Annotated in this window: 17 protein-coding genes; 6 read left to right on the top strand and 11 right to left on the bottom strand. The window is 72.0% G+C overall.

Features of this window, described 5'->3' with window-relative positions; genetic code table 11:
- Positions 1-12: 12 nt before the first annotated feature.
- The 3 genes from EV292_RS12610 to EV292_RS12600 all read right to left on the bottom strand — a co-directional run bounded on the left by EV292_RS12610 (position 13) and on the right by EV292_RS12600 (position 4,105).
- Positions 13-2,091, bottom strand: coding sequence for a TonB-dependent siderophore receptor (locus EV292_RS12610; protein WP_132909576.1), 2,079 nt, complete (start codon positions 2,089-2,091; stop codon positions 13-15).
- 197 nt (positions 2,092-2,288) lie between these two features.
- A complete protein-coding gene (locus EV292_RS12605; protein ID WP_132909575.1) occupies positions 2,289-2,591 on the bottom strand; it encodes a hypothetical protein in 303 nt (100 codons plus the stop codon).
- Entirely contained in the window at positions 2,588-4,105 is a 1,518-nt protein-coding gene (locus tag EV292_RS12600) for a fumarate hydratase (RefSeq protein ID WP_132909574.1), read from the bottom strand. The genes EV292_RS12605 and EV292_RS12600 overlap by 4 nt, the downstream gene beginning before the upstream one ends.
- A gap of 605 nt (positions 4,106-4,710) precedes the next feature.
- On the opposite strand from EV292_RS12600, the gene EV292_RS12595 reads away from it, so the two are divergent.
- From EV292_RS12595 to EV292_RS12580, 4 genes are all read left to right on the top strand, one after another.
- On the top strand, positions 4,711-7,344 hold the full coding sequence (locus tag EV292_RS12595; RefSeq protein WP_132909573.1) for an EAL domain-containing protein: 2,634 nt from the start codon (positions 4,711-4,713) through the stop codon (positions 7,342-7,344).
- Between the two features lie 119 nt (positions 7,345-7,463).
- On the top strand, positions 7,464-10,058 hold the full coding sequence (pepN, locus tag EV292_RS12590; RefSeq protein WP_132909572.1) for an aminopeptidase N: 2,595 nt from the start codon (positions 7,464-7,466) through the stop codon (positions 10,056-10,058).
- 648 nt (positions 10,059-10,706) lie between these two features.
- Positions 10,707-12,026, top strand: coding sequence for a dicarboxylate/amino acid:cation symporter (locus EV292_RS12585; RefSeq protein WP_132909571.1), 1,320 nt, complete (start codon positions 10,707-10,709; stop codon positions 12,024-12,026).
- A gap of 444 nt (positions 12,027-12,470) precedes the next feature.
- Positions 12,471-13,355: a hypothetical protein gene (locus EV292_RS12580; protein ID WP_132909570.1), complete on the top strand. Its 885-nt coding sequence runs from the start codon at positions 12,471-12,473 to the stop codon at positions 13,353-13,355.
- A 15-nt stretch (positions 13,356-13,370) separates the two neighbouring features.
- On the opposite strand, the gene EV292_RS12575 is transcribed toward EV292_RS12580, so the two are convergent.
- The 5 genes from EV292_RS12575 to rpiB all read right to left on the bottom strand — a co-directional run bounded on the left by EV292_RS12575 (position 13,371) and on the right by rpiB (position 17,194).
- Positions 13,371-14,450: a TrmH family RNA methyltransferase gene (locus EV292_RS12575; RefSeq protein ID WP_132909569.1), complete on the bottom strand. Its 1,080-nt coding sequence runs from the start codon at positions 14,448-14,450 to the stop codon at positions 13,371-13,373.
- 298 nt (positions 14,451-14,748) lie between these two features.
- Positions 14,749-15,213 (bottom strand): transcriptional regulator NrdR, encoded by a 465-nt coding sequence (gene nrdR, locus EV292_RS12570; protein ID WP_132909568.1) that lies wholly within the window; start codon positions 15,211-15,213, stop codon positions 14,749-14,751.
- A gap of 32 nt (positions 15,214-15,245) precedes the next feature.
- Positions 15,246-15,443 (bottom strand): hypothetical protein, encoded by a 198-nt coding sequence (locus EV292_RS12565; RefSeq protein ID WP_132909567.1) that lies wholly within the window; start codon positions 15,441-15,443, stop codon positions 15,246-15,248.
- 12 nt (positions 15,444-15,455) lie between these two features.
- Complete coding sequence (glyA, locus tag EV292_RS12560; protein ID WP_132909566.1) at positions 15,456-16,763, bottom strand: serine hydroxymethyltransferase; 1,308 nt, start codon at positions 16,761-16,763, stop codon at positions 15,456-15,458.
- On the bottom strand, positions 16,760-17,194 hold the full coding sequence (gene rpiB, locus EV292_RS12555; RefSeq protein WP_132909565.1) for a ribose 5-phosphate isomerase B: 435 nt from the start codon (positions 17,192-17,194) through the stop codon (positions 16,760-16,762). Before rpiB ends, glyA begins: the two co-directional genes overlap by 4 nt.
- Before the next feature lie 174 nt (positions 17,195-17,368).
- Here rpiB and EV292_RS12550 point away from each other — a divergent pair, with 174 nt between their 5' ends.
- The gene (locus EV292_RS12550; RefSeq protein WP_207913421.1) at positions 17,369-17,869 is read left to right on the top strand and encodes a hypothetical protein; all 501 of its coding nucleotides are present in this window, start codon (positions 17,369-17,371) and stop codon (positions 17,867-17,869) included.
- A gap of 630 nt (positions 17,870-18,499) precedes the next feature.
- Here the strand turns inward: EV292_RS12550 and EV292_RS12545 are convergent.
- Together EV292_RS12545 and EV292_RS12540 are read right to left on the bottom strand one after the other, a co-directional pair.
- On the bottom strand, positions 18,500-19,366 hold the full coding sequence (locus EV292_RS12545; protein WP_132909564.1) for a CoA ester lyase: 867 nt from the start codon (positions 19,364-19,366) through the stop codon (positions 18,500-18,502).
- On the bottom strand, positions 19,363-20,562 hold the full coding sequence (locus EV292_RS12540; protein WP_132909563.1) for a penicillin-binding protein activator: 1,200 nt from the start codon (positions 20,560-20,562) through the stop codon (positions 19,363-19,365). The genes EV292_RS12545 and EV292_RS12540 overlap by 4 nt, the downstream gene beginning before the upstream one ends.
- Between EV292_RS12540 and rsmI the strand changes: the two genes are divergently transcribed.
- On the top strand, positions 20,561-21,418 hold the full coding sequence (gene rsmI / locus EV292_RS12535) for a 16S rRNA (cytidine(1402)-2'-O)-methyltransferase (protein WP_132909562.1): 858 nt from the start codon (positions 20,561-20,563) through the stop codon (positions 21,416-21,418). The two genes, EV292_RS12540 and rsmI, sit on opposite strands and share 2 nt — an antisense overlap.
- A 335-nt stretch (positions 21,419-21,753) precedes the next feature.
- Here the strand turns inward: rsmI and EV292_RS12530 are convergent, their stop codons facing one another.
- The gene (locus tag EV292_RS12530) at positions 21,754-22,683 is read right to left on the bottom strand and encodes a hypothetical protein (RefSeq protein WP_165927097.1); all 930 of its coding nucleotides are present in this window, start codon (positions 22,681-22,683) and stop codon (positions 21,754-21,756) included.
- Positions 22,684-22,755 lie beyond the last annotated feature (72 nt).

Genomic DNA, 22,755 nt, shown 5'->3' with positions numbered 1-22,755 from the left:
GCGCGGCGCTTTTCACAGCGCGACGCCGAGCGACACCATCACGTTGCGCGGCGCGGCCGCGAAACAATCGCCGCGCGCGAGGCAATTGGCATAGCTGCGCCGATCGAACAGATTGGTGGCGTTGACCGCGATGCGCCAGCGGTCGATCCGATAGTCGGAGAGCGCGTCCACCAAGGTGTTGGCGGGGGTCACCAGGGTCCAGCTCGCGTTGCGCGACACCTGTTCACCGATATAATGCACGCCGCCGCCGAGGCGCCACGTTCCCGGCCCCGCCGCGATCGTCTTGGTCAGCCACAGCGAGGCGAGATGGCGCGCCGCGGCGTCGAACGTGGCGTCGCGCCCGGTGAAATGGTTGACCGCATAAGCGACGCTCAGCTCATAGTCGCCGGGAAGCGTCCGCCGCGCCTCGATCTCGCCGCCGTGGATCAGCATCGTCCCGGCCTGGACCTGCTCGTCGGGGACATGCGGGTCGGGGACGAGCCGATGATCCTCGGCGATGCGGAAGGCCGCGAGCGTGACCAGCGTGGCCGCGTCGGGCTGCCATTTGATGCCCGCCTCGTGCTGATGGCCGGTCTTGGGGACGAAGGGCGTCCCGGTCGCGGTCACGCCGGGGAGCGGCTCGAAACTCTCGTTGTAGCTGAGATAGGGCGTCACCCCGCCGCCCAGATCGGCGGAGGCGCCGACGCGCAGCGTCGTGGCGCGGTCGACCCGCGTGCCCGGCGCGGTCGTGACCGGGCCGTCGTGGCGCGCCGCCGCACCCTCGGTGGACACGCGGTCGTGACGAACCCCGACCACCAGCGAGGCCCGATCCCACAGCCGCAGTTCGTCCTGCGCGTAGGCGCCGAGCTGACGGTCCGATTCCGCATAGCGCTGCGGGCGTCGCCGCGGTGCCGGGCGGATTGCCGCGCGGTCCACCGCGTACAGATCGATCACCTGCCGGCTCAGGCCGAAGCGGCGATAGGCGGCGTGCCAGCCATAGTCCGCCCCGGCGAGCAGCTGGTGCGTCACCGGTCCGGTGGCGAGCCGCCAGCCGAGATTGGCGTCGCCCGCCAGCACCTGGATCCCGCCGTGCGACCCATAAGCGTCGAGCGGGATGCGGCGCCACGTCCCGTCGGGCAGATAGGGGTCGGTCGGCCGCGCGTAGCTGTCGGGATAATGGGTGCGATATTCGACCTCGCCCGAGGTGTAGCGCGCGCGCAGCGCGAGCCGTCCCGCGTCGCCGAGCCGTTGACTGGCGATCGCGCCGATCTGGCGCGCGGTGCCGTCATAGCGATCGTCGCCGGGCACGCCGAGGAACAGGAAGCGCGGCAGCGGCGCGCGCCCGTGATTGTCGCGCATCGTCCCGATCACGGGGAGGAAGTTCGAGATCGAGCCGGTGCGGTCGTGCTGATAGCTGGCCAGCAGCGCGATATCGGTCCCCGCGGCGGGACGCCACGCCAGCGAGGGGGCGACCAGCAGGCGGTCGTCGGGCACGTGCGGCGCATAGCTGCCGGCGCCGCGGGCACGCACCACCAGCCGCGTGCCCAGGGTCGCGCCCGTCACCGTCTCGACGTCGGCGAGCAGCTCGCCGCGCCCGAAGCTGCCGCTGATCCACTGCACCTCGCCGCGGTCCTGCAACTGCGGCGACTTGCTGGTGAGATTGACCACGCCGCCGATCGAGCCGCGGCCGAACAGCATCGAGGCGGGACCGCGCAGCAACTCCACCTGCGAGAAGGCGTAGGGATCGGGCGTGATGTTGACGAAAAAGGCGTAATGATCGTGCATCCCGTCGCGCAGCAGCGAAGGGTCGACCCCGCGGATCTTGACCGGGTCGAAGCGCGTGTCACGCGACGCGGCCCCCTGCGCGCCCGCGACATATCTGACGGTATCGGCGACCGAGATCGCACCCTGGAGCAGATAGGTCTCCGCCGGGATCACCGTGATCGACTGGGGCACGTCGACGATCGGGAGCGTGGACCGAGTCAGCGTCGTGATCGCGTCGCGCCGGCCGCGCACCTCGATGTCGTCGTCAGACGTCGCGCCCTGCGCCTGCGCCGATGCGGTCGACGGTAGCGCGATGATCGCCGCGGCGAGGCAGATGATCCGTTGCATAGAGCTCCCCCGTGGTGGAGCCGGATGCTGTATCGTTACTGCGGATCGTTAGCAGGAGGGAGGCTGGCCCATGATGGCGACGGCCCTCCTAATCGTCATCCCGGCCCTGAGCCGGGATCCATCCTTCCGCGAGAGCAACGCCCGCGGCGCTCGCGGCACCATGGATCCCGGGTCGAGCCCGGGATGACGAGGGTCAGCTACTTCCCCGGCCATGAACCTTTTACGTGCGGAGCGATGATGCCCCAACCCTCGGGCACGCCGAAGCGGTTGCCGGGCAGCGCGCGGATCAGCGACTGGAAGCCGATCACCCCGCTCGCATCGACCGCGACGCTGCACCGCACGTTGCCCGGGGCGGCGACATAATGGTCGAGGACATAGGCAGGATCGCTCGGTCGCTCTCGCCCGGTCGCGGCGATGATGGCGCGCAGCACGCCGCTCATCGCCGCGACGTCGGCCGCGACGGCCGCGCGGATCGTGACGGGGCCGCCGGTGTCGCTCACGCCGGCTGGAGCAACCCCTCCCGCGCGATCTTCTCGCGCCACACCAAGGGCGCGAGCTGGTGGACGTTCTGCCCCTCGGCGTCGACCGCGACGGTGACGGGGAAGTCGCTCACCTCGAACTCGTAGATCGCCTCCATGCCGAGGTCCGCGAAGCCGACGACCTTGCTGCCCTTGATCGCGCGCGCGACCAGATAGGCCGCGCCGCCGACCGCCATCAGATAGGCGCTCTGGTGATCGCGGATCGCCTCGGTCGCGGCCGGGCCGCGCTCGGCCTTGCCGACCATCGCGAGCAGGCCCTGCTCGAGCATCATGCGCGTGAACTTGTCCATCCGCGTCGCCGTGGTCGGCCCCGCCGGCCCGACCACTTCCTCGCCGACCGGGTCGACCGGCCCGACATAATAGATCACGCGGCCCTTGAACGCGACCGGCAGCTCTTCGCCGCGCGCCAGCATGTCGGCGATGCGCTTGTGCGCGGCGTCGCGCCCGGTGAGCATCTTGCCGTTGAGCAGCAGCCGGTCGCCGTGCTTCCACGTCTGCACCACCTCGGGGGTCAGCGTGTCGAGGTCGACGCGGATCGCGGCGCTGTCGGGCTGCCAGTCGACCTGCGGCCAGTCGGCGAGCTTGGGCGCCTCCAGGTACACCGGCCCCGAGCCGTCGAGCGTGAAGTGCGCGTGGCGGGTCGCGGCGCAGTTCGGGATCATCGCCACCGGCTTGGACGCGGCATGCGTCGGCCAGTCGAGGATCTTGACGTCGAGGATGGTCGAGAGCCCGCCCAGCCCCTGCGCGCCGATGCCGAGCGCGTTGACCTTGTCGAACAGCTCGATGCGGAGCGCTTCCAGGTCGTTCTTCGGCCCGCGCGCCTTGAGCTGGGCCATGTCGATCTGGCCCATCAGTGACTCCTTGGCGAGCACCATCGCCTTCTCCGCGGTGCCGCCGATGCCGATGCCGAGCATCCCCGGCGGGCACCAGCCCGCGCCCATCTGCGGCAGCATCTCCAGCACCCAGTCGACGATCGAGTCGCTCGGGTTCATCATCTTGAACTTGGACTTGTTCTCCGAGCCGCCGCCCTTGGCCGCGACGTCGATGTGCACCTTGTCGCCCGGCACCATCTCGACGTGGAGCACCGACGGCGTGTTGTCGCGCGTGTTGCGGCGCGTGAAGGCGGGGTCGGCGAGGATCGAGGCGCGCAGCTTGTTCTCGGGGTGGAGATAGGCGCGGCGCACGCCCTCGTCGACGACCTCCTGGAGCGAGCGCGGGCTCTCCAGCCGGCAGTCCTGCCCCCATTTGACGAAGACGGTGACGATGCCGGTGTCCTGGCAGATCGGGCGGTGCCCCTCGGCGCACATCCGGCTGTTGGTGAGGATCTGCGCCATCGCGTCCTTCGCGGCGGGGCTCTGCTCCGCGGCATAGGCCTCGCCCAGCGCGCGGATGTAGTCCATCGGGTGATAGTAACTGATGAACTGGAGCGCGTCGGCCACGCTCTCGATCAGGTCGGCTTCGCGGATCGTCGTCATGCGCGCGGCTGTACGACGCTGCCGGGGGAGGGGCAACCATTGGGGCTGGGGGCGATGGGGCGCCTTGGGCGGTGACGATCCGGGCCGCGTACGAGTGATCCGCCCTTTGCAGGGGGCGCGTCCAACACCCCCCCCCCCGTCATCCCGGACTTGTTCCGGGATCCACCGTGCCGCACTTCCTGACGGCGTTGCTCTCGCGGAAGAGTGGATCCCGGAACAAGTCCGGGATGACGGAAGGTGCAGGCCGGGATGACGGAAGGTGCAGGCTGCGATGACGGAAGATGCAGGCTGCGATGACGGAAGGTGCAGGCTGCGATGACGGAAGGTGCAGGCTGCGATGACGGAAGGTGCAGGCTGCGATGACGGAAGGTGCAGGCTGCGACGACGGAAGATGCAGGCTGCGATGACGGCAGGTGCAGGCTGCGACGACGGAAGGTGCAGGCTGCGACGACGGAAGGTGCAGGCTGCGATGGCGGAAGGTGCAGGCTGCGATGACGGAAGGTGCAGGCTGCGATGGCGGAAGGTGCAGGCCGTCGCGAACGCCCCCGCCCCACACCCCGCGCGGCGCAAAGGAAAACGCAAGAATGTCGCGGTAGGACAAGCTCATGCGCCCGCCCGCCCCCGACCGAGACGAACCGCCCAGCGGCGTGCGCGCGCTCGCCGAGGCGCTCGGGCTCGCGCCCGCGTCGGACGCGCTGGTCGACGAATCGCGCCGCGCCGCGCTCGCCGCCAGCGCCGCGCTGTGGCCCGCCGCCGCGGCGGTGCTGCTGCTCGCGCCGCTCGGTCTCGGGGCGCTCGCCGGGCACGGGATCGTGGCCGCGCTGGCGTGGCGCAGCGGCCCGGCGGCGCTGCTCGCGCTGGGCTGCTGGGCGGTCGCGGCGCACCCGCGCGCGGCGGCGAGCCCGACCCACTGGCGAATCGCGACGATCGCCGCCGGCGGCAGCGCGATCGCGCTGCTGCTCGCGCTGCTCACCACCACCGCCGCGACGCTCCCGCGCGCGCTCCACCCCGCCGCGGCGGTGGCGGGCGGTGCCGCGCTGATCGCGCTGGCGCTCGCGCTCCAGCCGCTGCGCGCCGCCACGATCGCGCTGGTGGTGACGCTCGCGCTCGCCGCGGTGGCGCTCACCGGCGCCGCGCCGCTGCCGTCGGCGCTCGCGCTCGGCACCGCCGCGGCGGTGGTGCTCGCGGTGGGACGCGCCGCGCTCGTCCGCAAGCGCGCGCTGGCCGAGCGGCAGCAGCGCCGCGACGCCGAGCGGCGCGACAGCCGCCTCGTCGCCGAATATGAGGCGCACGGCGCCGGCTGGTTCTGGCAGAGCGACCGCCGCGGCCGGCTCACCTATCTCTCCGACAAGGTCGCGCGCGAGCTGCGCACGCTCGGCATCGAGCCGATCGGCGCCGCGCTCACCGACGTGTTCCGCGTCGACTCGGCCTGGGTCGAGACCGAGCGGACCTTGAGCTTCCACCTCTCGTCGCGCACCTCCTTCACCGACTACTCGGTGCGCCCGGCCGCGGGGGGCAGCGGCGCCGAGCGCTGGTGGTCGATCTCGGGCCGCCCCGCGCGCGACGAGCTCGACCGCTTCCAGGGCTTCATCGGCGCGGGCTCGGACCTGACCGAGCAGCGCCGCGCCGAGGCCGAGATCAAGCGGCTCGCTTTGTTCGACGCGCTCACCGGCATCGCCAACCGCCAGCGCATGCGGCTCGCGCTCGAGCAGACGCTGGCGCAGGCGCAGGCGGGCGGCACCCACCCGACCGGCCTGTTCCTGCTCGACCTCGACCGTTTCAAGGCGGTCAACGACACGCTCGGCCACCAGGTCGGCGACGAGCTGCTCAAGGAAGTGGCGCAGCGGCTGCAGCGCACCATCGGCGACGCCGGTCTGGTCGGGCGGCTCGGCGGCGACGAGTTCAAGGTGATCGTCCCCAACGAGGGCGACCGCGACCGGCTCGGCGCGCTGGCGCAGCGCGTGATCGCGGCGCTGTCGCTGCCCTATCATATCGACCGCTCGACGCTGTCGATCGGCTGCTCGGTCGGCGTCGCGATCGCCCCCGCCGACGGCGCGGGGCAGGAGGAGCTGGTGCGCAACGCCGACCTCGCGCTCTACGCCGCCAAGGCCGACGGGCGCGGCGTCCACCGCTTCTACCGCGAGGAGCTGCTCCACGGCGCGCAGAACCGCAAGCGGCTGGAGGACGACCTGCGCCGCGCGCTCGCCGCGGGCCAGTTCCGCCTCGCCTACCAGCCGGTGGTGTCGACCGCCGACGCGCGCATCATGGGCTATGAGGCGCTGGTGCGCTGGGATCATCCGCAGCGCGGGGCGGTGAGCCCGGCCGAGTTCATCCCGGTGGCGGAGGAATGCGGGCTGATCGAGGCGATCGGCGGCTGGGTGCTCGACACCGCCTGCGCCGAGGCGGCGGGCTGGCCCGATCATGTCCGGGTCGCGGTCAACGTCTCGCCGATCCAGTTCGCCAACCCGCGGCTGCCGGCGCTGGTGGCGGGCGCGCTCGCCGCGACGGGGCTGGCGCCGCACCGGCTCGAGCTGGAGATCACCGAGGGCGTGTTCCTCAACGAGGATGCCTCGTCGGAGCAGATGTTCCGCGCGCTCAAGGCGCTGGGCGTGCGACTCGCGCTCGACGACTTCGGCACCGGCTATTCCAGCCTCGGCTATCTGCGCAAGGCGCCGTTCGACAAGATCAAGATCGACCAGAGCTTCGTGCGCGGCGCGATCCAGCCGGGCAACCGCAACGCCGCGATCATCCGCGCGATCGTCAGCCTGGCCGAGACGCTCGGCATGGAGACCACCGCCGAGGGGGTGGAGCAGCAGGACGAGATCGTGCTGATCCGCGGCCTGGGGTGCAGCCATATCCAGGGCTATGTCTACGGTCGCCCGGCCGACGCCGGCACGGTGCGCGCCCAGCTCGACGCGGCGGAAGGCTATGCGGTGCCGATCGGGCACAAGACCAGCCGCGCGCCGCGCTACCGCGTGCTGCGCTCGGCGCGGCTCGAGCTGGCGGGCGAGCGCGCCGAGGTGCGCGTGCGCAACATCTCGCCGGCGGGGGCGATGATCGACGGCGTCGACCTGCCCGCGGCCGCGATCGGCTATCCGGTCGCGCTGGAGCTGGAGGACGGGCTGGCGCTGACGGCGACGGTGCGCTGGGTCGACGACGAGGGGCGCGCCGGGCTCCAGTTCGACGCCGCGTTCGATCTGGAGTGGCTCAACCAGCCGGTGCCGCGCCGCGCGGCCTGACGGGGGGCGACCACGCCGCCGGCGCGTCGGACCGGCGGTGACGCGCCGCGCGCGCCGCCATCGCCGCCGACCCGGCGCTTTCCCATGGAACCCGTTGCGCGCGCGACTATAGTCGTCGCATGGACGTCCGACCCACCGCCGCCGCCCCCACCGTCACCTATCGGCGCGATTACGCGCCGCCGCCGTGGCTCGTCCCCGAGGTGGCGCTCGACGTCGCGCTCGATCCGGCGCTGACGCGGGTCCGCGCGCGGCTCGACGCGGTGCGCAACGGCGCGCACGACCAGCCGCTGCGGCTCGACGGCGCGGGGCAGGTGCCGCTGTCGGTCACGATCGACGGCGTCGCCAGCAGCGCGTGGCGGATCGAGGGCGAGCAGCTCGTCGTCCCGCTCGCGGGCGATCGTCACGTGGTCGAGACCGAGGTGGAGATCGCGCCCGATCGCAACACCCAGCTGATGGGCCTCTACGCCTCGGGCGGGATATTGTGCACGCAATGCGAGGCCGAGGGCTTCCGCCGCATCACCTGGTTCCCCGACCGCCCCGACGTGCTCGCCACCTATCGCGTGCGGATGAGCGCCGACCGACGCCGTTATCCGGTGCTGCTCGCCAACGGCGATCCCGTCGCCAGCGGCGAGGCGGCGGACGGCACGCACTGGGCCGAGTGGCACGATCCCTTTCCCAAGCCCTCCTACCTGTTCGCGCTGGTGGCGGGGGACCTCGCGGTCAATCGCGACACCTTCACCACGCGCTCGGGACGCGAGGTGCAGCTCGGCATCTGGGTGCGCGCCGCCGATCTGCCCAAGACTGCGCACGCGCTCGACGCGCTCAAGCTCTCGATGGCGTGGGACGAGCGCGTCTACGGCCGCGAATATGACCTGGACGTGTTCAACATCGTCGCGGTGGACGATTTCAATTTCGGCGCGATGGAGAACAAGGGGCTGAACATCTTCAACAGCCGCTACATCCTCGCCGATCCCGACACCGCGACCGATTACGATTACGACGCGATCGCCGCGGTGGTGGCGCACGAATATTTCCACAATTGGTCGGGCAATCGCGTCACCTGCCGCGACTGGTTCCAGCTCAGCCTCAAGGAAGGCTTCACCGTCTATCGCGACCAGTCGTTCAGCGCCGATCAGGGCTCGCCCGCGGTCAAGCGGATCGAGGACGTGCGCGGGCTGCGCGCGGCGCAATTCCCCGAGGACGCCGGGCCGCTCGCCCACCCGGTCCGCCCGGAGAGCTATATCGAGATCAGCAACTTCTACACCGCCACCATCTACAACAAGGGCGCCGAGCTGATCCGCATGCTGGCGACGATGCTGGGCGACGCCGCCTTCCGCGCGGGCGCCGATCTGTATTTCGACCGGCACGACGGCACCGCCGCCACCTGCGAGGACTTCGTCCGCTGCATGGAGGAGGCGAGCGGCGCCGATCTCGCGCAGTTCCGCTTGTGGTACAGCCAGGCGGGCACGCCGCGTGTCTCGGCCAGCGTCGCGCACGAGCCGGGCAGCGGGCGCGCGTTGCTCCATCTCGCGCAGAAGGTGCCCGACACGCCGGGACAGAGCGGCAAGGCGCCGCAGGTCCTGCCGCTGCGGGTCCGGCTGTTCGGCAGCGCGACGGGGCAGCCGCTCGGCGCGGAGCGGCTGGTGATGCTGCGCGACGCCGCCGAGAGCATCGCCTTCGACGACGTCACCGAACGCCCGATCGTCTCGCTCAACCGCGGCTTCTCCGCGCCGGTGATCGTCGAGAGCGACCGCACCGCCGCGGACCTCGCCTTTCTCGCGCGCCACGACGACGATCCGTTCGCGCGCTACGAGGCGATGCAGCAGCTGATGCTCGACACGCTCGTGGCCGCCACGGTGGAGGGCACGGCGGACCATCGCGCGGTGGTCGAGGCGGTCGCGGACACGCTCGACGATCCCGCGCTGGACCGCGCCTTCGTCGCCGAGGCGGTGCTGCTGCCGTCGGAGAATTTCATCGGCGACCAGCTCGCCACGGTCGATCCCGAGGCGGTGTTCCGCGCGCGCGAGGCGCTGCGCCGCGACCTGGCGCGCGCGCTCGACCAGCGCTGGCGTGCCGCCTGCGACCTCGGCGAGCGCGCGCCCTACGCCTATACGCCCGCGGCCAAGGGGGTGCGGCGGCTGCGCAACGTCGCGCTCCACTACGTCCAGGCGGGGGGCGCGGCGGATGCGCCCGCGCTGGCCTGGGCGCAGTTCGCCGCGGCGGACAATATGACCGATCGCCAGGGCGCGCTCACCGCGCTGGCGAGCGGCCATTCCGACGAACGCGCCGCCGCGCTCGCCGCTTTCTACGCGCGTTATGCCGACAATCCGCTCGTGCTCGACAAATGGTTCCAGACCCAGGCGCTGGCGTCGCGCGACGACACGCCCGCGCTGGTCGCCGAGCTGGCGGGGCATCCCGATTTCTCGCTCGCCAACCCCAATCGCGCGCGCGCGCTGGTGGGCGCCTTCGCGGTCAACCAGCGCGCCTTCCACGTCGCGGGCGGGGCGGGCTATCGCTGGCTCGCCGACCAGTTGCTCGCGCTCGACCCGCTCAACCCGCAGACCTCGGCGCGGCTGCTGCCGCCGCTGGGGCGCTGGCGCCGCTTCGATCCCGCGCGCGCCGCGCTGATGCGCGCCGAGCTCGAGCGGATCGTCGCCACGCCGGGAATCAGCAGGGATCTGTTCGAACAGGCGTCGAAGAGCCTCGAGGGCTAGCCACACCCTGTCGCGCTCCTGCGCCGGCGGGACCACCTCGTCATCCCGGGCTCGACCCGGGATCCACCGTGCCGCATACGCCTAGATCATTGTTTCTGCGGCACCATGGATCCGGCCTCAAAAGGCGGCTTAGTCTTTCATCATCGTCATCCCGGGCTTGAGCCGGGATCCATGATGCCGCGAGAGCAACGCAGGCGGCTCGCGCGGCGCGATGGATCCCGGGTCGAGCCCGGGATGACGAGGTTCTAGCAGTCTCGCCAAGGTCTCGCGCGAGCAGGAGGCCGGTAATACGAGCGCTATCCTCGCGACCCCGGGGGTTCCGGCGTTCGCCGGAGGACGCTTCAGCGTCGATGGCTCAGCCTTGGCGCGACGACCATGAAGCTCGCGGCGCCTCGCGCCCGCGCGCACGGTCGATGGGCGCCGCTCGTCCGCGTCGGGGTGGGGCGAGATCGCGCGAAGTTCGGCACGCCGCCCCCGCCGGCGCGGCGGATTCCCGCACGGCGCGCACCCCCCGACACCGCGACCGTCGCGTGTAACCCGTGCTTTTCCGCCATTTTCGTGGCGCCGCCGCGGCGGTGCTGACGCGCCACCGCGACGCGCCTATCCTGCCGCCACGAGACGTCCGAACGCCGGACGCAGGAGAGGTTCATGACCGTCATCCCCGCCGCCGCGCCGCCGCCCGCGCCGCGTCCCTTCTACCAGCACCTCTATGTCCAGGTGCTGATCGCCATCGTCGCGGGCGCGCTGCTCGGCCATTTCCACCCGACGCTCGGCGCCGCGCTCAAGCCGCTGGGCGACGCCTTCATCAAGCTGGTGAAGATGGTGATCGCGCCCGTCATCTTCCTCACCCTGGTGAGCGGCATCGCGGGGCTGAGCGAGCTGCGCTCGGCCGGGCGGATCGCGCTCAAGGCGTTCGGCTATTTCCTGTTCTTCTCGACGCTGGCGCTGGTCGTCGGGCTGGTCGTCGCCAATGTCGTCCAGCCCGGCGCGGGGATGAACGTCGATCCCGCCACGCTCGATACCGGTGCGGTGAAGGATTATGCCGCCAAGGCGCACGAGACCTCGCTGGTCGGCTTCCTGCTCGCGATCATCCCCACCACGCTCGTCTCCGCGCTGGCGCAGGACAATATCCTCCAGGTGTTGCTGGTCGCGATCCTGTTCGGCGTGTCGATCAGCCTGGTCGGCGAGCCGGCGCGGCCGTTGCTCGACGTGATCGAGCGGCTCAACCTCGTCGTCTTCAAGGTGGTGGCGATCCTGATGCGGGTCGCGCCGATCGGCGCGTTCGGCGCGATCGCCTTCACCGTCGGCAAATATGGCGCGGGCAGCCTGGTCAATCTCGGCGGGCTGGTGCTGACCTTCTACGCCACCTCGCTGATCTTCGTGCTGGGCGTGCTGGGCGTGGTGGCGCGGCTGCACGGTTTCTCGATCCTGCGGCTGATCGCCTATCTCAAGGGCGAGCTGCTGCTGGTGCTCGGCACCTCCTCGTCCGAGCCGGCGCTGCCGGGGCTGCTCACCAAGCTGGAGGCGGCGGGGTGCGATCGCGGCGTGGTCGGGCTGGTGGTGCCGACGGGCTATTCGTTCAACCTCGACGGCACCAACATCTATATGACGCTGGCGGCGCTGTTCATCGCGCAGGCGTGCAACGTCGACCTCACGCTCGGTCAGCAGCTGCTGCTGCTCGCGGTGGCGATGCTCTCGTCCAAGGGCGCGGCGGGGGTGACCGGCGCGGGCTTCATCACGCTGGCGGCGACGCTGTCGATCGTCCCGACCGTGCCGGTCGCGGGCATGGCGCTGATCCTCGGCGTCGACCGCTTCATGAGCGAGTGCCGCAGCCTGACCAATTTCGTCGGCAATGCGGTGGCCGCGATCGTGGTGGCGCGCTGGGAGAACAAGCTCGACCGCGACCAGCTCGCCGCCGCGCTCGACGGGCGCGCCGACGCGCGCGCGCTGCCGCAACCAGCCGAGTGATCTGAACCACTTAGCCGGCCGCGCGCCCGCGCGGCGCGGCGCGGCGACCGCGCGGGCGTCGGCGATCACGCCGGCGCCCAACCATCGTGCGCGGCGAAAGCGCGCGTCGTCAGCGGCTTGCCCGGCAGGTCGCGCGCAGCGCCCACATGAGAGTTCTGTAACCAACCAGATTGGGTACCCAAAGAGCATGACATGCCGCGCGCCGATCGTATAATGTTGTTGTTCCACGAATCGAAGTCGATGGAGCCGGCTCGGACAGCGTTGCCATGCAGGGCGGCACCGCTGTTCCATCGAAAGGGCCGACGCCCGTCTGGTTCGATCCAGGGAAGAACTGTCTTCACGGCGATGGTTACTGGATCTGAAAGGACTAGCTCGGTGCCGAATTACGCGTCAGCCGCGCAACCACAGCCGGACTTGCCCCCAGCGCACCACGGGCTTCGCCTCATGCTCCCCGTCCACACCAAGGTGCGGCTGATCGCCGAGCTGCACACCAGCATCAACATGGCGGTGCTGCGCCCGCTGCGCGGCAACGTCGACCGCTTCCTCGTGCTCGCGCTGCTGATGCGCACCGCGCTGACCAAGCCGGGGCGCGACGGCGCGATATCGATCCACTCCGCCGCGCTGTCGCTCGGCCGCCCGTTCGAGACGGTGCGGCGGCATATCTCCGCGCTGATCGACACCGGATTGTGCCACCGCATCGACGCCGGAGTGACGATCTCGCCGCGCTTCTGGCGCAGCCCCTATGTCCAGGGCAAGATCCGCTACGCCAGCGACTGTTTCGTCCGCTTCGTCGCCGACGCGAGCGCGCAGGGCGCGATCGAGCCGCCCGCGATGCGCGCGGTGGGCGGCTTCCAGCTCACCGACGGGCTGTGCGCGGTGCTGGACCTGATGCTCGCGCTGGTCGACCAGAATCGCAACCTCTTCCCCGAGGCGGTCGACGTGGCGATCTTCTCCGCCATCCTCCATGCCAACAGCCAGCGCTTCGCCGCCGAGGGCGCCGGGATCGGCGGCCGGATCGACCCGACGGCGGGGTTCCGCCCCAGCCACGCGGTGCGCGTCGCCGCGATCGCGCGCGCGCTGTCGCTGCCCGATACCACGGTGCGGCGGCGGATCGCCGCGATGACCGGGCCGAGCGGGCCGCTGATGCGGACGCGGTCGGGCACGTTGGTCGACCCGGCCTGGCTCGAGCGCGCCAGCGCGATCGCCAATGAGGCGCGGCACGGTTCGATGCCGCTGATCCTCAACCGCGTCGCCGCCTCGGGCTTCCCGTTCCACGCGCCCGCGACCGCTTATGTCCGCGGCCGCCCCGAGAGCCCGCGGATCGACTGACGCCGGTCCGGGCGGTCAGTCGCGGCGCGGGCGCGGCGCCAGGGCGGAGAGCACTCCGCGCATCGTGCGCACTTCCTGGCTCGACCAGGCGGGCTTGGTGAGCATGGTCCGCAGCGTGCGACGCGACGCGGGCGCGCGATCGGCCGGGAAGAAATAGCCCGCGGCGTCGAGCAGCGCGTCGAGCTGCGCGATCATGCCGTCCAGTTCCTGCTGCGGCGCGGGGGCGTCGATCTCGGTCTCGGGCGGGCTGGCGAGCGTCTCGCCCTTGGACCATTCGTAGGCGACGAGGATCACCGCCTGGGCGAGGTTGAGGCTGCCGAACGCGGGGTTGATCGGCACGGTGACGATCGTCCGCGCCACCGCGACGTCGTCGGTCTCGAGCCCCGATCGCTCGGGGCCGAACAGGATGGCCGACCGGCCCGCATCGGCGTGGATCGCGCGCGCGGCGACCTCGGGGGTGACGACGGGCTTCGTGACGCCGCGCTTGCGCACCGTGGTGGCATAGACATGCGCGCAGTCGGCGACCGCCTCGGCGACGCTGTCATAGACCAGCGCGCGCTCGAGCACGACGTCGGCGCCCGAGGCGGCGGGGCCGGCCTGCGGGTTGGGCCAGCCGTCGCGTGGGGCGACCAGGCGCAGCTCGGTCAGCCCGAAGTTCAGCATCGCGCGCGCGGCCTTGCCGATATTCTCGCCGAGCTGCGGGCGGACGAGGACGATGACGGGGGGTGGGGTGGGGCGCGCGAGCGTCTCCTCCTGGTTCATCGCCTGCTCCTCTCCCGTTCGGTTCGAGCCAGCGTCGAGCGCAGCCGAGACGCGTGGTCGAGAACGCGCCGCCTCCGCGATCACCTCCCAATCGGCGCGGAACAGCGCCTCCTTCTTCTTGCGCGACCAGTCCTTCACCTGGCGCTCGCGTTCCAGCGCCTCGGCGCGTGTGGGGAAATCCTGCGACCACATCAGCTCGACCGGTCGGCGGTCGTGCGTGTAGCCGGGGATGGTGCCGGCCTGATGCTCGGCGACGCGGCGCTCGAGATCGTCGGTGTGCCCGGTGTAGTAGCTGCCGTCGGCGCAGCGCAGGATATAGACGTGGAAGCTCATCGCCCGCCTATGTTCTCGACGGGCGCATCTCGGCAAGCTCGATGCTGCTCGAACCGAACGGGGATGGGGAAGCGGCAGGCGCGTCGGGAAGCGACGGGGGCGGGGCGAGCATCGATCGCTGACCGGCGCGGAGGCAGGCGCCCGCCCTCGCTCCTCGCGCCTGTTCTCGACGGGCGCATCTCGGCAAGCTCAATGCTGCTCGAACCGAACGGGGAGGGGAGAACGGCAGGCGCGTCGGGAAGCGACGGGGGTGGGGCGAGCATCGATCGCTCTCGGCCGCGGAGGCAGGCGCCGGCCCTCACCCCTCGCGCCCCGCCTCCTCGACGGTGCCGGCGAATTCCTCGAAGTCGCGCGCCTCGCTGAAGTCGCGATAGACGCTGGCGAAGCGGATATAGGCGACCGAATCGAGCCCCTTGAGCCCGTCCATCACCATCTCGCCGATGCGCTTGGCCGAGACCTCGGCGTCGCCGCTGGTCTCGAGCTGGCGCTGGATGCCGCTCACCAGTTTCTCGAGCTGGATCGGCTCGACCGGGCGCTTGCGCGCCGCGATCGACACCGAGCGGAGCAGCTTCTCGCGGTCGAACGGCTCGCGGCGATGCTCGCTCTTCACCACGGTCAGCTCGCGCAGCTGGATCCGCTCGAAGGTGGTGAAGCGCGCGGCGCAGCCCTCGCACTGGCGCCGACGCCGGATCGCCGCCCCGTCGTCGGTGGGGCGGCTGTCCTTCACCTGGCTCGCGTCATGGCCGCAGAACGGGCAGCGCATCTCAGTCCTTCACCCGTCCCGCTGCGCGGCGCTCACAGACCGCTTTTCTTGGTGCCCTTGTGATAGGCATAGGCCGCGCCCGCGATCGCGCCGAACACCGGGCCGATGAAGGGCACCGGGATGGCGACCACTGCGCCGAGCGCGCCCCATTTGGCCATGCTCTTGCCCAGCCCGGGCGTGCCCTGGACGTTGCTCTGCACCTCGCGGGCCTTCTCGTCGATCGACGCCATCGGCGAACCTCCTTACTGATAGATCGGGAAACGCGCGCACAGCGCACGCACGCGGTCCCGAACGCTCGCCTCGACCTGCGGGTCCCCCGCCTCGCCCTTCTGCGCCAGCCCGTCGAGCACGTCGGCCACCATGTTGCCGATCTCGCGGAACTCGCCCGTGCCGAAGCCGCGCGTCGTGCCCGCGGGCGAGCCGACGCGGATGCCGCTGGTCTTGACCGGGGGCAAAGGATCGTTGGGGATGCCGTTCTTGTTGCAGGTGATGCCCGCGCGTTCCAGCGCCTCGTCGGCGTCGCGGCCGGTGACGCCGAGCGGGGTGAGATCGACCAGCGCGAGATGCGTGTCGGTGCCGCCCGAGACCAGGTCGGCGCCGCGCTCCTTGAGCGTCGCCGCCAGCACCTTGGCATTCTCCACCACCGCGGCGGCATAGCCGCGGAACTCGGAGCGCAGCGCCTCGCCGAACGCCACCGCCTTGGCGGCGATGACGTGCATCAGCGGGCCGCCCTGCAGCCCGGGGAAGACCGCCGAGTTGATCTTCTTGGCGATCGCCTCGTCGTCGGTCAGGATCATGCCGCCGCGCGGGCCGCGCAGCGTCTTGTGCGTGGTGGTGGTGACGACGTGGGCGTGGCCGAACGGGGTCGGGTGGACGCCGCCCGCGACCAGACCCGCGAAATGGGCCATGTCGACCATGAAGGTCGCGCCGACCTGGTCGGCGATGGCGCGGAAGCGCGCGAAGTCGATGTGGCGCGGATAGGCCGAACCGCCCGCGATGATCACGCGGGGCTTGTGCTCGGCGGCGAGCCGCTCGACCGCGTCATAGTCGATCAGGTGCGTCTCGGCGTCGACGCCGTACTGCACCGCGTTGAACCACTTGCCGCTCAGCGCCGCGCGCGCGCCATGGGTGAGGTGACCGCCGGCGTCGAGGCTGAGCCCCAGGATCGTGTCGCCCGGCTTGGCCAGCGCGAGCATCACCGCGCCGTTGGCCTGCGCCCCCGAATGCGGCTGGACGTTGACGAAGCCGCAGCCGAACAGCTGCTTGGCGCGGTCGATCGCGAGCTGCTCGACCTCGTCCGACGGGTGGCAGCCCTGATAATAGCGCTTGCCCGGGTACCCTTCCGCATATTTGTTGGTGAACACCGAGCCCTGCGCCTCGAGCACCGCGCGGCTGACGATATTCTCGCTCGCGATCAGCTCGATCTGGGTCTGCTCGCGGGTCAGCTCATGTTCCACGCCGGCGAACACCGCGGGGTCGGCCTCGGCCAGGCCGCGGTCGAAGAAGCCGCTCGGCGCGGCGCTGAGGGGGGTGGCGGGGTTGGTGCTCATACGGGCTCCTTGAGCATGTCGACGCGGGCGGCATGGCGCCCGCCGAGGAAATCGGTCGCGAGGAAGGTGGCGACGCACCGTTTGGCCATGTCGAGACCGATCAGCCGCGCGCCCAGCGCGATGGCGTTGGCGTCATTGTGGCTGCGTGCGAGCGCGGCGGACAGCGGCTCGCTGACGAGCGCGCATCGTACCGCGGGGTGGCGGTTGGCCGCGATCATGATGCCGATGCCCGAGCCGCACAGCGCGATGCCGCGCTCGGCCTGCCCGGCGGCGAGCGCCTCGGCGAGCTTGCGGCCGTAGTGCGGATAGTCGACGCTGGCGGTGCCGTCGGTGCCGAGGTCGAGCACGGCATGGCCCTGCTCGTTGAGCCAGGCCTTGAGCTCCTGTTTGAGCGCGAAGGCGGCATGGTCGGTGGCGATGGCGACTCGCACGGGAAGACTCTCCGGGCACGGGCGGGCGATCGCCCGCGACGCGTGCCGCGTGCCCCCGGGGGGCCGCGCAGTCAAGCGGCAATGGCGCCGCGCCCTGACCGGCAGCGCCGCGATGCGCCCGGGCGCCGCGATGGCCGGTGGGAACGGCGCGCGCCGCTGGTGAGTTGAGCGCGCATGAAGATGCCCGCGCTCGCCACCGCCGCCGCCCTGCTTCTCGCCGGATGCGGCGGCCCGGCACCGGGCAATGAGGGCTCCGGGGCTGCGGCCGACGCAACCGCCGCCCCGGAGGTCGCCACCACATCGGTGCCCGCGGCCAATGTGATCGCGCCCGAGGCCACTGCCGGTGTCCCCGATGCTGCCGGTGCCCCCAATGCTGCCGGTGCACAGCGCGCGCGGGGCGACTATCTCGGCCGGTGGCGCGGCGTGGAGGGGCTCAATCTCGTCGTCACGCCGCGCGCCGGGAGCGACGCGGCGGTGACGCTCGCGATGCAATGGAGCCTCGACGACAAGGGCAGCTATGACGGCACCGTCACCGCGGACGGGATCGCGTTCGAGCGCGAGGGCACCAAGGAGCTGCTCCGCCCCAGCGACGGCGCCGCGACCGGGCTGAAATATCTCGACGGCAAGAAGGATTGCCTGACGGTCAAGGCCGGCGAGGGCTATTGCCGCGACTGAGCGCGCCGGCACGACGTCCGGAGCGAGGCCTGATAGGGGGTTGAGCGCCTGTCCGTCCTTGGCCCGCGCCGAGGCGATCCCTTCCCACCAGCGCCATCCCGAACCCGGTTCGGTTCCCACGAATACGAGTCAAAAGAGGCCCGTTGTCGAGGAGGTGGCTCGCCCTGATCGTCATCCCGGGCTCGACCCGGGATCCACTGGCGCCGACCCAAAAAGCGGCTTTCTCTTCCCTCATCGTCATCCCGGCCTCGCGCCGGGATCCATACTTCCGCGAGAGCAACGCCCGCTGCTCTAGCGGCACCATGGATCCCGGGGCGAGCCCGGGATGACGGGGGCAAGCCGCTTCCGCGACAATGAACCTTTTGGGTCCGACCCATGGTGCCGCGAGGGACATCGGTGTTGCGCTCGCGGAAGCATGGATCCCGGCGCAAGGCCGGGATGACGGTGATGAAAGAAGCTGTCCTTCATCGCGGCGGATCAGCCGCTTGCGGTTCAGCGACCGCTCAGACCAGCCGCGCCGCCCGCCGTTTCTCGGCCCGCACCCACTCGTCCGCGGGAGCAACATTCCCCGCGTGCGCGACCCGGATCCCGCGCCGCGCCAGGGATGATCGCGCGGAGGTCAGGCGCGTCTCAGTCGCCTCCCGTGATCGCGCGATGAAGCGCGATCACGCGCTCCGCCTCGGCGAGATGGAGTCGCTCCACCATCTCGCCCTCGACGCGGATCACGCCGAGCGCGGCATGGTCGGGCAGCGCGAAGGCGGCGACGATCGCCTCGGCGCGCGCCACCGCCGCGGGGGAGGGGGCGAAGGCGCGGTTGGCCGGGGCGATCTGTGCCGGGTGGATCAGCGTCTTGCCGTCGAAGCCCCAGCGCGCGCCCTGCGCGCACGCGCGCTCGATCGCCGCGGTGTCGTCGATCGTGTTGGTGACGCCGTCGAGCGCCGCGACCCCGCCCCACCGCGCCGCCAGCACCAGCTCGGTCAGGATCGGCCAGAGCGGCGCGCGATCCTCGCCCGGGCTACAGCGCAGCTCGCGCGCCAGGTCATTCGGCCCGAGCACCAGCGCGACCAGTCCGACCTCCCGCGCCGCCGCCGCGATCGCGCGCAGCGCGGCCACGCCCGCCACCGTCTCGATCATCGCCCATAAGGCGGGTCCGTCGCCCAGCGCGGCACGTGCGGCGCGCAGCGAGTCGGCGTCCGCCACCTTGGGGAGCAGCACCGCGTCGAGCGCCGCGCCGCGCAGCGCGGCGAGATCCTCCGCGCCCCAGTCGGTGTCGGCGGCGTTGACGCGCACGACGCGCTCGCGGTGTCCCCAGCCGCCCGCCGCCAGTGCCGCCACCGCCGCGGCGCGCGCCGCGGGCTTGGCGGTCGGCGCGACCGAATCCTCCAGGTCGAGGATCACCGCGTCGCAGGGGAGCGTCGCCGCCTTGGCGATCGCGCGCGGGTTGGCGGCGGGGAGGAACAATGCGCTGCGACGCGGGCGCGTCGCGCCGGCGCTCACTTGCCCGCGAACCCCGTCGGCGCGGGCGAGACCGCCACCGCGCCGCCGGTGCGCAGCTCCTTCACCTCCAGCGCGCGCTCGGCGACGCCGTCGCGGCCGAAGCGGAACGCGCCGTCGATTCCCGCGAAGCCGTCGGCGTCGCGCAGCCGCGGCTCGGGGAAGGCGGTGCCCGGCCGCCAGTCGCGCGCGATCCGCACCACCAGCAGCACCGAATCATAGCCCAGGCTCGACAGCCGATAGGGCGCGGCGTTGAAGCGCGTGCGATAGTTGCGCGCATATTGGCGGTACAGGTCGTCGGGCACGCTGGCGAACCACGATCCGCTCAGCGCGGGCGCGGCGGCGCCCTTGTCGGCGTTCCACAATTCGGTGCCGAGGATCTGCGCCGACGGGCTGGTGCGGCGGAGCAACGGCACCGCCGCGGTGGCGGAGCCGGCGCTGTCCGCGATCAGGATCGCGTCGAAGGGCGCGTCCTTGGCCATGCGCTGCACCGCCGCGCCCAGCGCGCCCGGCCCGCGATCATAGGTCTGGAGCGAGACGACGCGCCCGCCGGCCTGCTCGACCGCGCGCAGGAAGGCGGTGGAGGCGCGGCTGCCGTACAGCGCATTGGGGACCAGCCCGCCGAAATTGTTCATCCCGCGCGAGCGGGCATAACCGACGACGCGATCGATCGACTGGGCGGGCGCATAGCCCAGCACATAGGTGCCGTTGCCCGCCACGCCGGTGTCGTTGGAGAAGGACAGGACCGGCACCTTGGCGGCGCGCGCGATCGGCGCCACCGCGCGCACGTCCTCGGCGAGCAGCGGCCCCAGGATCAGCTGCGCGCCGTCCGCGATCGCGCGCGACGCGGCCTGCGCCGCGCCGGTGGCGGTGTCGTAGCTGGTGATCCGCACCTGCGCGTTGCGCGTGTCGAGCAGCGCCAGCTGCGTGGCGTTGGCGAGGCTGCGCCCCACGCCGGCGTTGCTGCCCGACAGCGGCACCAGCAGTGCGACCCGGTGCCGCTCGGTATCGCGCGGCAGGCCGCTGACCACCTCGGGCGCGGCGTCGCGCGGCGGCGGCGCGTTGGTTGGCGCGCGCGGCTGCTCGACGGGGGCGCGCGGCACCACCGTCGAGCAGGCCGCGAGCAGCAGCGCGCCGGTGACCGCGACCAACCGGCTCACTACGCTCGACCATTGCGGCCGCCCGATCGCCTCTGCCATGACAACTCCCGTGAACTCTCTACTCCCCGGGCTCTACATCGTCGCCACCCCGATCGGCAATCTCGGCGATCTCTCGCCGCGCGCCGCCGAGGTGCTCGCCGCCGCCGCCGTCATCGCGGTGGAGGACACGCGCGTCACCGCCGGGCTGCTGCGCCATATCGGCGTCAAGCGGCCGATGCTGCCCTATCACGATCATAATGCCGCCGAGATGCGCCCGCGGCTGATCGAGCGGATGGCGAGCGAGGTGGTGGCGCTGGTGTCGGACGCGGGGACGCCGCTGATCTCCGATCCGGGCTACAAGCTGGTGCGCGAGGCGCGCGCGGCGGGGCGCCACGTCGTCACCGTGCCCGGCGCCTGTGCCGCGGTGGCGGCGCTGACGCTGGCGGGGCTGCCGACCGACCGCTTCCTGTTCCTCGGCTTCCTGCCGCCCAAGGAGCAGGCGCGCGCCGAGGCGATCCGCGAGGTGGCGGCGGTGCGCGCGACGCTGGTGCTGTACGAATCGGGGCCGCGGCTGGCGGCGTGCCTCGCCGCGCTGGCGGCGGAGCTGGGCGCGCGCGAGGCGGCGGTGTGTCGCGAGATCACCAAGAAGTTCGAGGAAGCGGTGACGGGCGATCTCGCCGCGCTCGCGGCGCGCTACGCCGAGGCGCCGCCCCGCGGCGAGATCGTGGTGGTGGTGGCGCCGCCCGCGCCGCCCGCGCCCGCGAGCCTGGACGAGGCCGAGGCGGCGCTGCGCGACGCGCTGACGCGGCTGCCCGCGTCCAAGGCGGCGGGGGAGGTGGCCAAGGCGCTCGGGCTCGACCGCCGCGCGCTCTACGCGCGCGCGCTCGCGCTCAAGGGGGAGGCTGTCGAGGATTGAGGCGGAAGGGGGGCGAAGGCAGATGTCGGGCCAGCTGGAGGTCTCTCCTCGAGCCGGGTTCCTTGTTCCAGGCGCGCCACATCGGTGACCCTCGCGGCACCATGGATCCCGGGTCGAGCCCGGGATGACGAGGGCGGCGGGCCGCTCCCACCACCGTCATCCCGGCCCTCGCGCCGGGATCCATCCGCCCGCGAGAGCGAGCCCAGCGATTGTAGCGGCGCCATGGACACCCCGGTCGAGCGGGCAATGGCGAGAGACGAGCGCCTGATCCCGCTCGTCACACCGTCGTGCTGGGACGCTCGCCGGAGCATGACCACCGCCGACGGTCCTACCTCTCAGGGCGCGGCGCTCTCGCGCACGATCGCGCTGGTCATGCGCGCGCGCTGGGCGCCCTGGCGCGCGGTGGCGGGGCCGAGGTACAGCCCGCGCAGGAAGCCGCGGTCGAACGCGGTCAGCGCCGCGGGCGCGGGGGCGTCGGGATCGAACAGCCGGAGCATCGTCGGCAACCCCGTCCCCGCCGGCTGCAGCGCCCCCGCCAGCAACCGCAGCGCGGCATAGTCGCCGAGCTGCTGCGGGGTTTTGCCGATCGCGGCGCGGCGCTCGACGATCAGCACCGCGCCCACCACGTCCAGCCGCACCGGATGGTCGATCCGCGTCACGTCGGCGTTGCGGAACACCGGCGGGCCGGGCTCCGGGCCGGCGGGTTCGCCGCCGCGGGTGCGTAGCTCGGTCAGCCGCCAGGCGAAGGCGGGGCCGGTGGCGCGGAGCAGCGCGCGCCGCACCGGCCAGCCGACGCCCAGCAGCGCGCGATGGCCGCGCTTCACCATCCGGCTGACCTGCGCGTGCGCGTCGTCGACGAACAGGATCATCGTATTGGGGGTGCAGCGCCTTCCCGCCAGCCTGATGCCCACGGCCTCGGCATCGTCCAGCACGCGATTGGCGATCGTGCCGTTGACGTCGCGCGGCAGCCCCGCCACCGCGACGCACAGCGGCTGCTGATAGCGCGCCAGCGGCTGGTTCTGCGATTCCGGCCCGATCAGCGTGCGCACCTGGTTGCTGATGACGCGGCGCGGCGGCGCGGCGACGATGATGTCGCCGTTCGCCGCGACGCGCTGGTGCTCGGGCGCCACCGCGACGAGCGGCTCGGCCGAAGGAGCGGGGGCGGCGGGCGCAGCGGCGGGATCGCGCGGGGCGGCGGGCTGTTGCGGCAGCGCGGCGGGGGCGATCGCGCCCGCCAGCGCCAGAGCGAGGTGTAACGGCATCACCGGCGCACTCCCCAGGCGGATGGCGCGACGCTAGCGCGGCGGCGGCGCGCTGACCATCGCCTTCGCCTCCGT

The sequence above is a fragment of the Sphingomonas sp. BK235 genome, assembly GCF_004345855.1.
Taxonomy (GTDB): Bacteria; Pseudomonadota; Alphaproteobacteria; order Sphingomonadales; family Sphingomonadaceae; genus Sphingomonas.
This window is presented reverse-complemented; position numbering and strand designations above follow the sequence as displayed.

Excerpts from the sequence above, each read along its gene's own strand:
- EV292_RS12585 (WP_132909571.1), top strand. The coding sequence starts at position 10,707 with ATGACCGTCATCCCCGCCGCCGCGCCGCCGCCCGCGCCGCGTCCCTTC.
- pepN (WP_132909572.1), top strand. The coding sequence starts at position 7,464 with ATGGACGTCCGACCCACCGCCGCCGCCCCCACCGTCACCTATCGGCGC.
- EV292_RS12575 (WP_132909569.1), bottom strand. The coding sequence starts at position 14,450 with ATGAGCTTCCACGTCTATATCCTGCGCTGCGCCGACGGCAGCTACTAC.
- EV292_RS12595 (WP_132909573.1), top strand. The coding sequence starts at position 4,711 with ATGCGCCCGCCCGCCCCCGACCGAGACGAACCGCCCAGCGGCGTGCGC.
- EV292_RS12550 (WP_207913421.1), top strand. The coding sequence starts at position 17,369 with ATGAAGATGCCCGCGCTCGCCACCGCCGCCGCCCTGCTTCTCGCCGGA.
- EV292_RS12565 (WP_132909567.1), bottom strand. The coding sequence starts at position 15,443 with ATGGCGTCGATCGACGAGAAGGCCCGCGAGGTGCAGAGCAACGTCCAG.
- EV292_RS12600 (WP_132909574.1), bottom strand. The coding sequence starts at position 4,105 with ATGACGACGATCCGCGAAGCCGACCTGATCGAGAGCGTGGCCGACGCG.
- EV292_RS12580 (WP_132909570.1), top strand. The coding sequence starts at position 12,471 with ATGCTCCCCGTCCACACCAAGGTGCGGCTGATCGCCGAGCTGCACACC.
- EV292_RS12540 (WP_132909563.1), bottom strand. The coding sequence starts at position 20,562 with ATGGCAGAGGCGATCGGGCGGCCGCAATGGTCGAGCGTAGTGAGCCGG.
- nrdR (WP_132909568.1), bottom strand. The coding sequence starts at position 15,213 with ATGCGCTGCCCGTTCTGCGGCCATGACGCGAGCCAGGTGAAGGACAGC.
- rsmI (WP_132909562.1), top strand. The coding sequence starts at position 20,561 with ATGACAACTCCCGTGAACTCTCTACTCCCCGGGCTCTACATCGTCGCC.
- EV292_RS12610 (WP_132909576.1), bottom strand. The coding sequence starts at position 2,091 with ATGCAACGGATCATCTGCCTCGCCGCGGCGATCATCGCGCTACCGTCG.
- glyA (WP_132909566.1), bottom strand. The coding sequence starts at position 16,763 with ATGAGCACCAACCCCGCCACCCCCCTCAGCGCCGCGCCGAGCGGCTTC.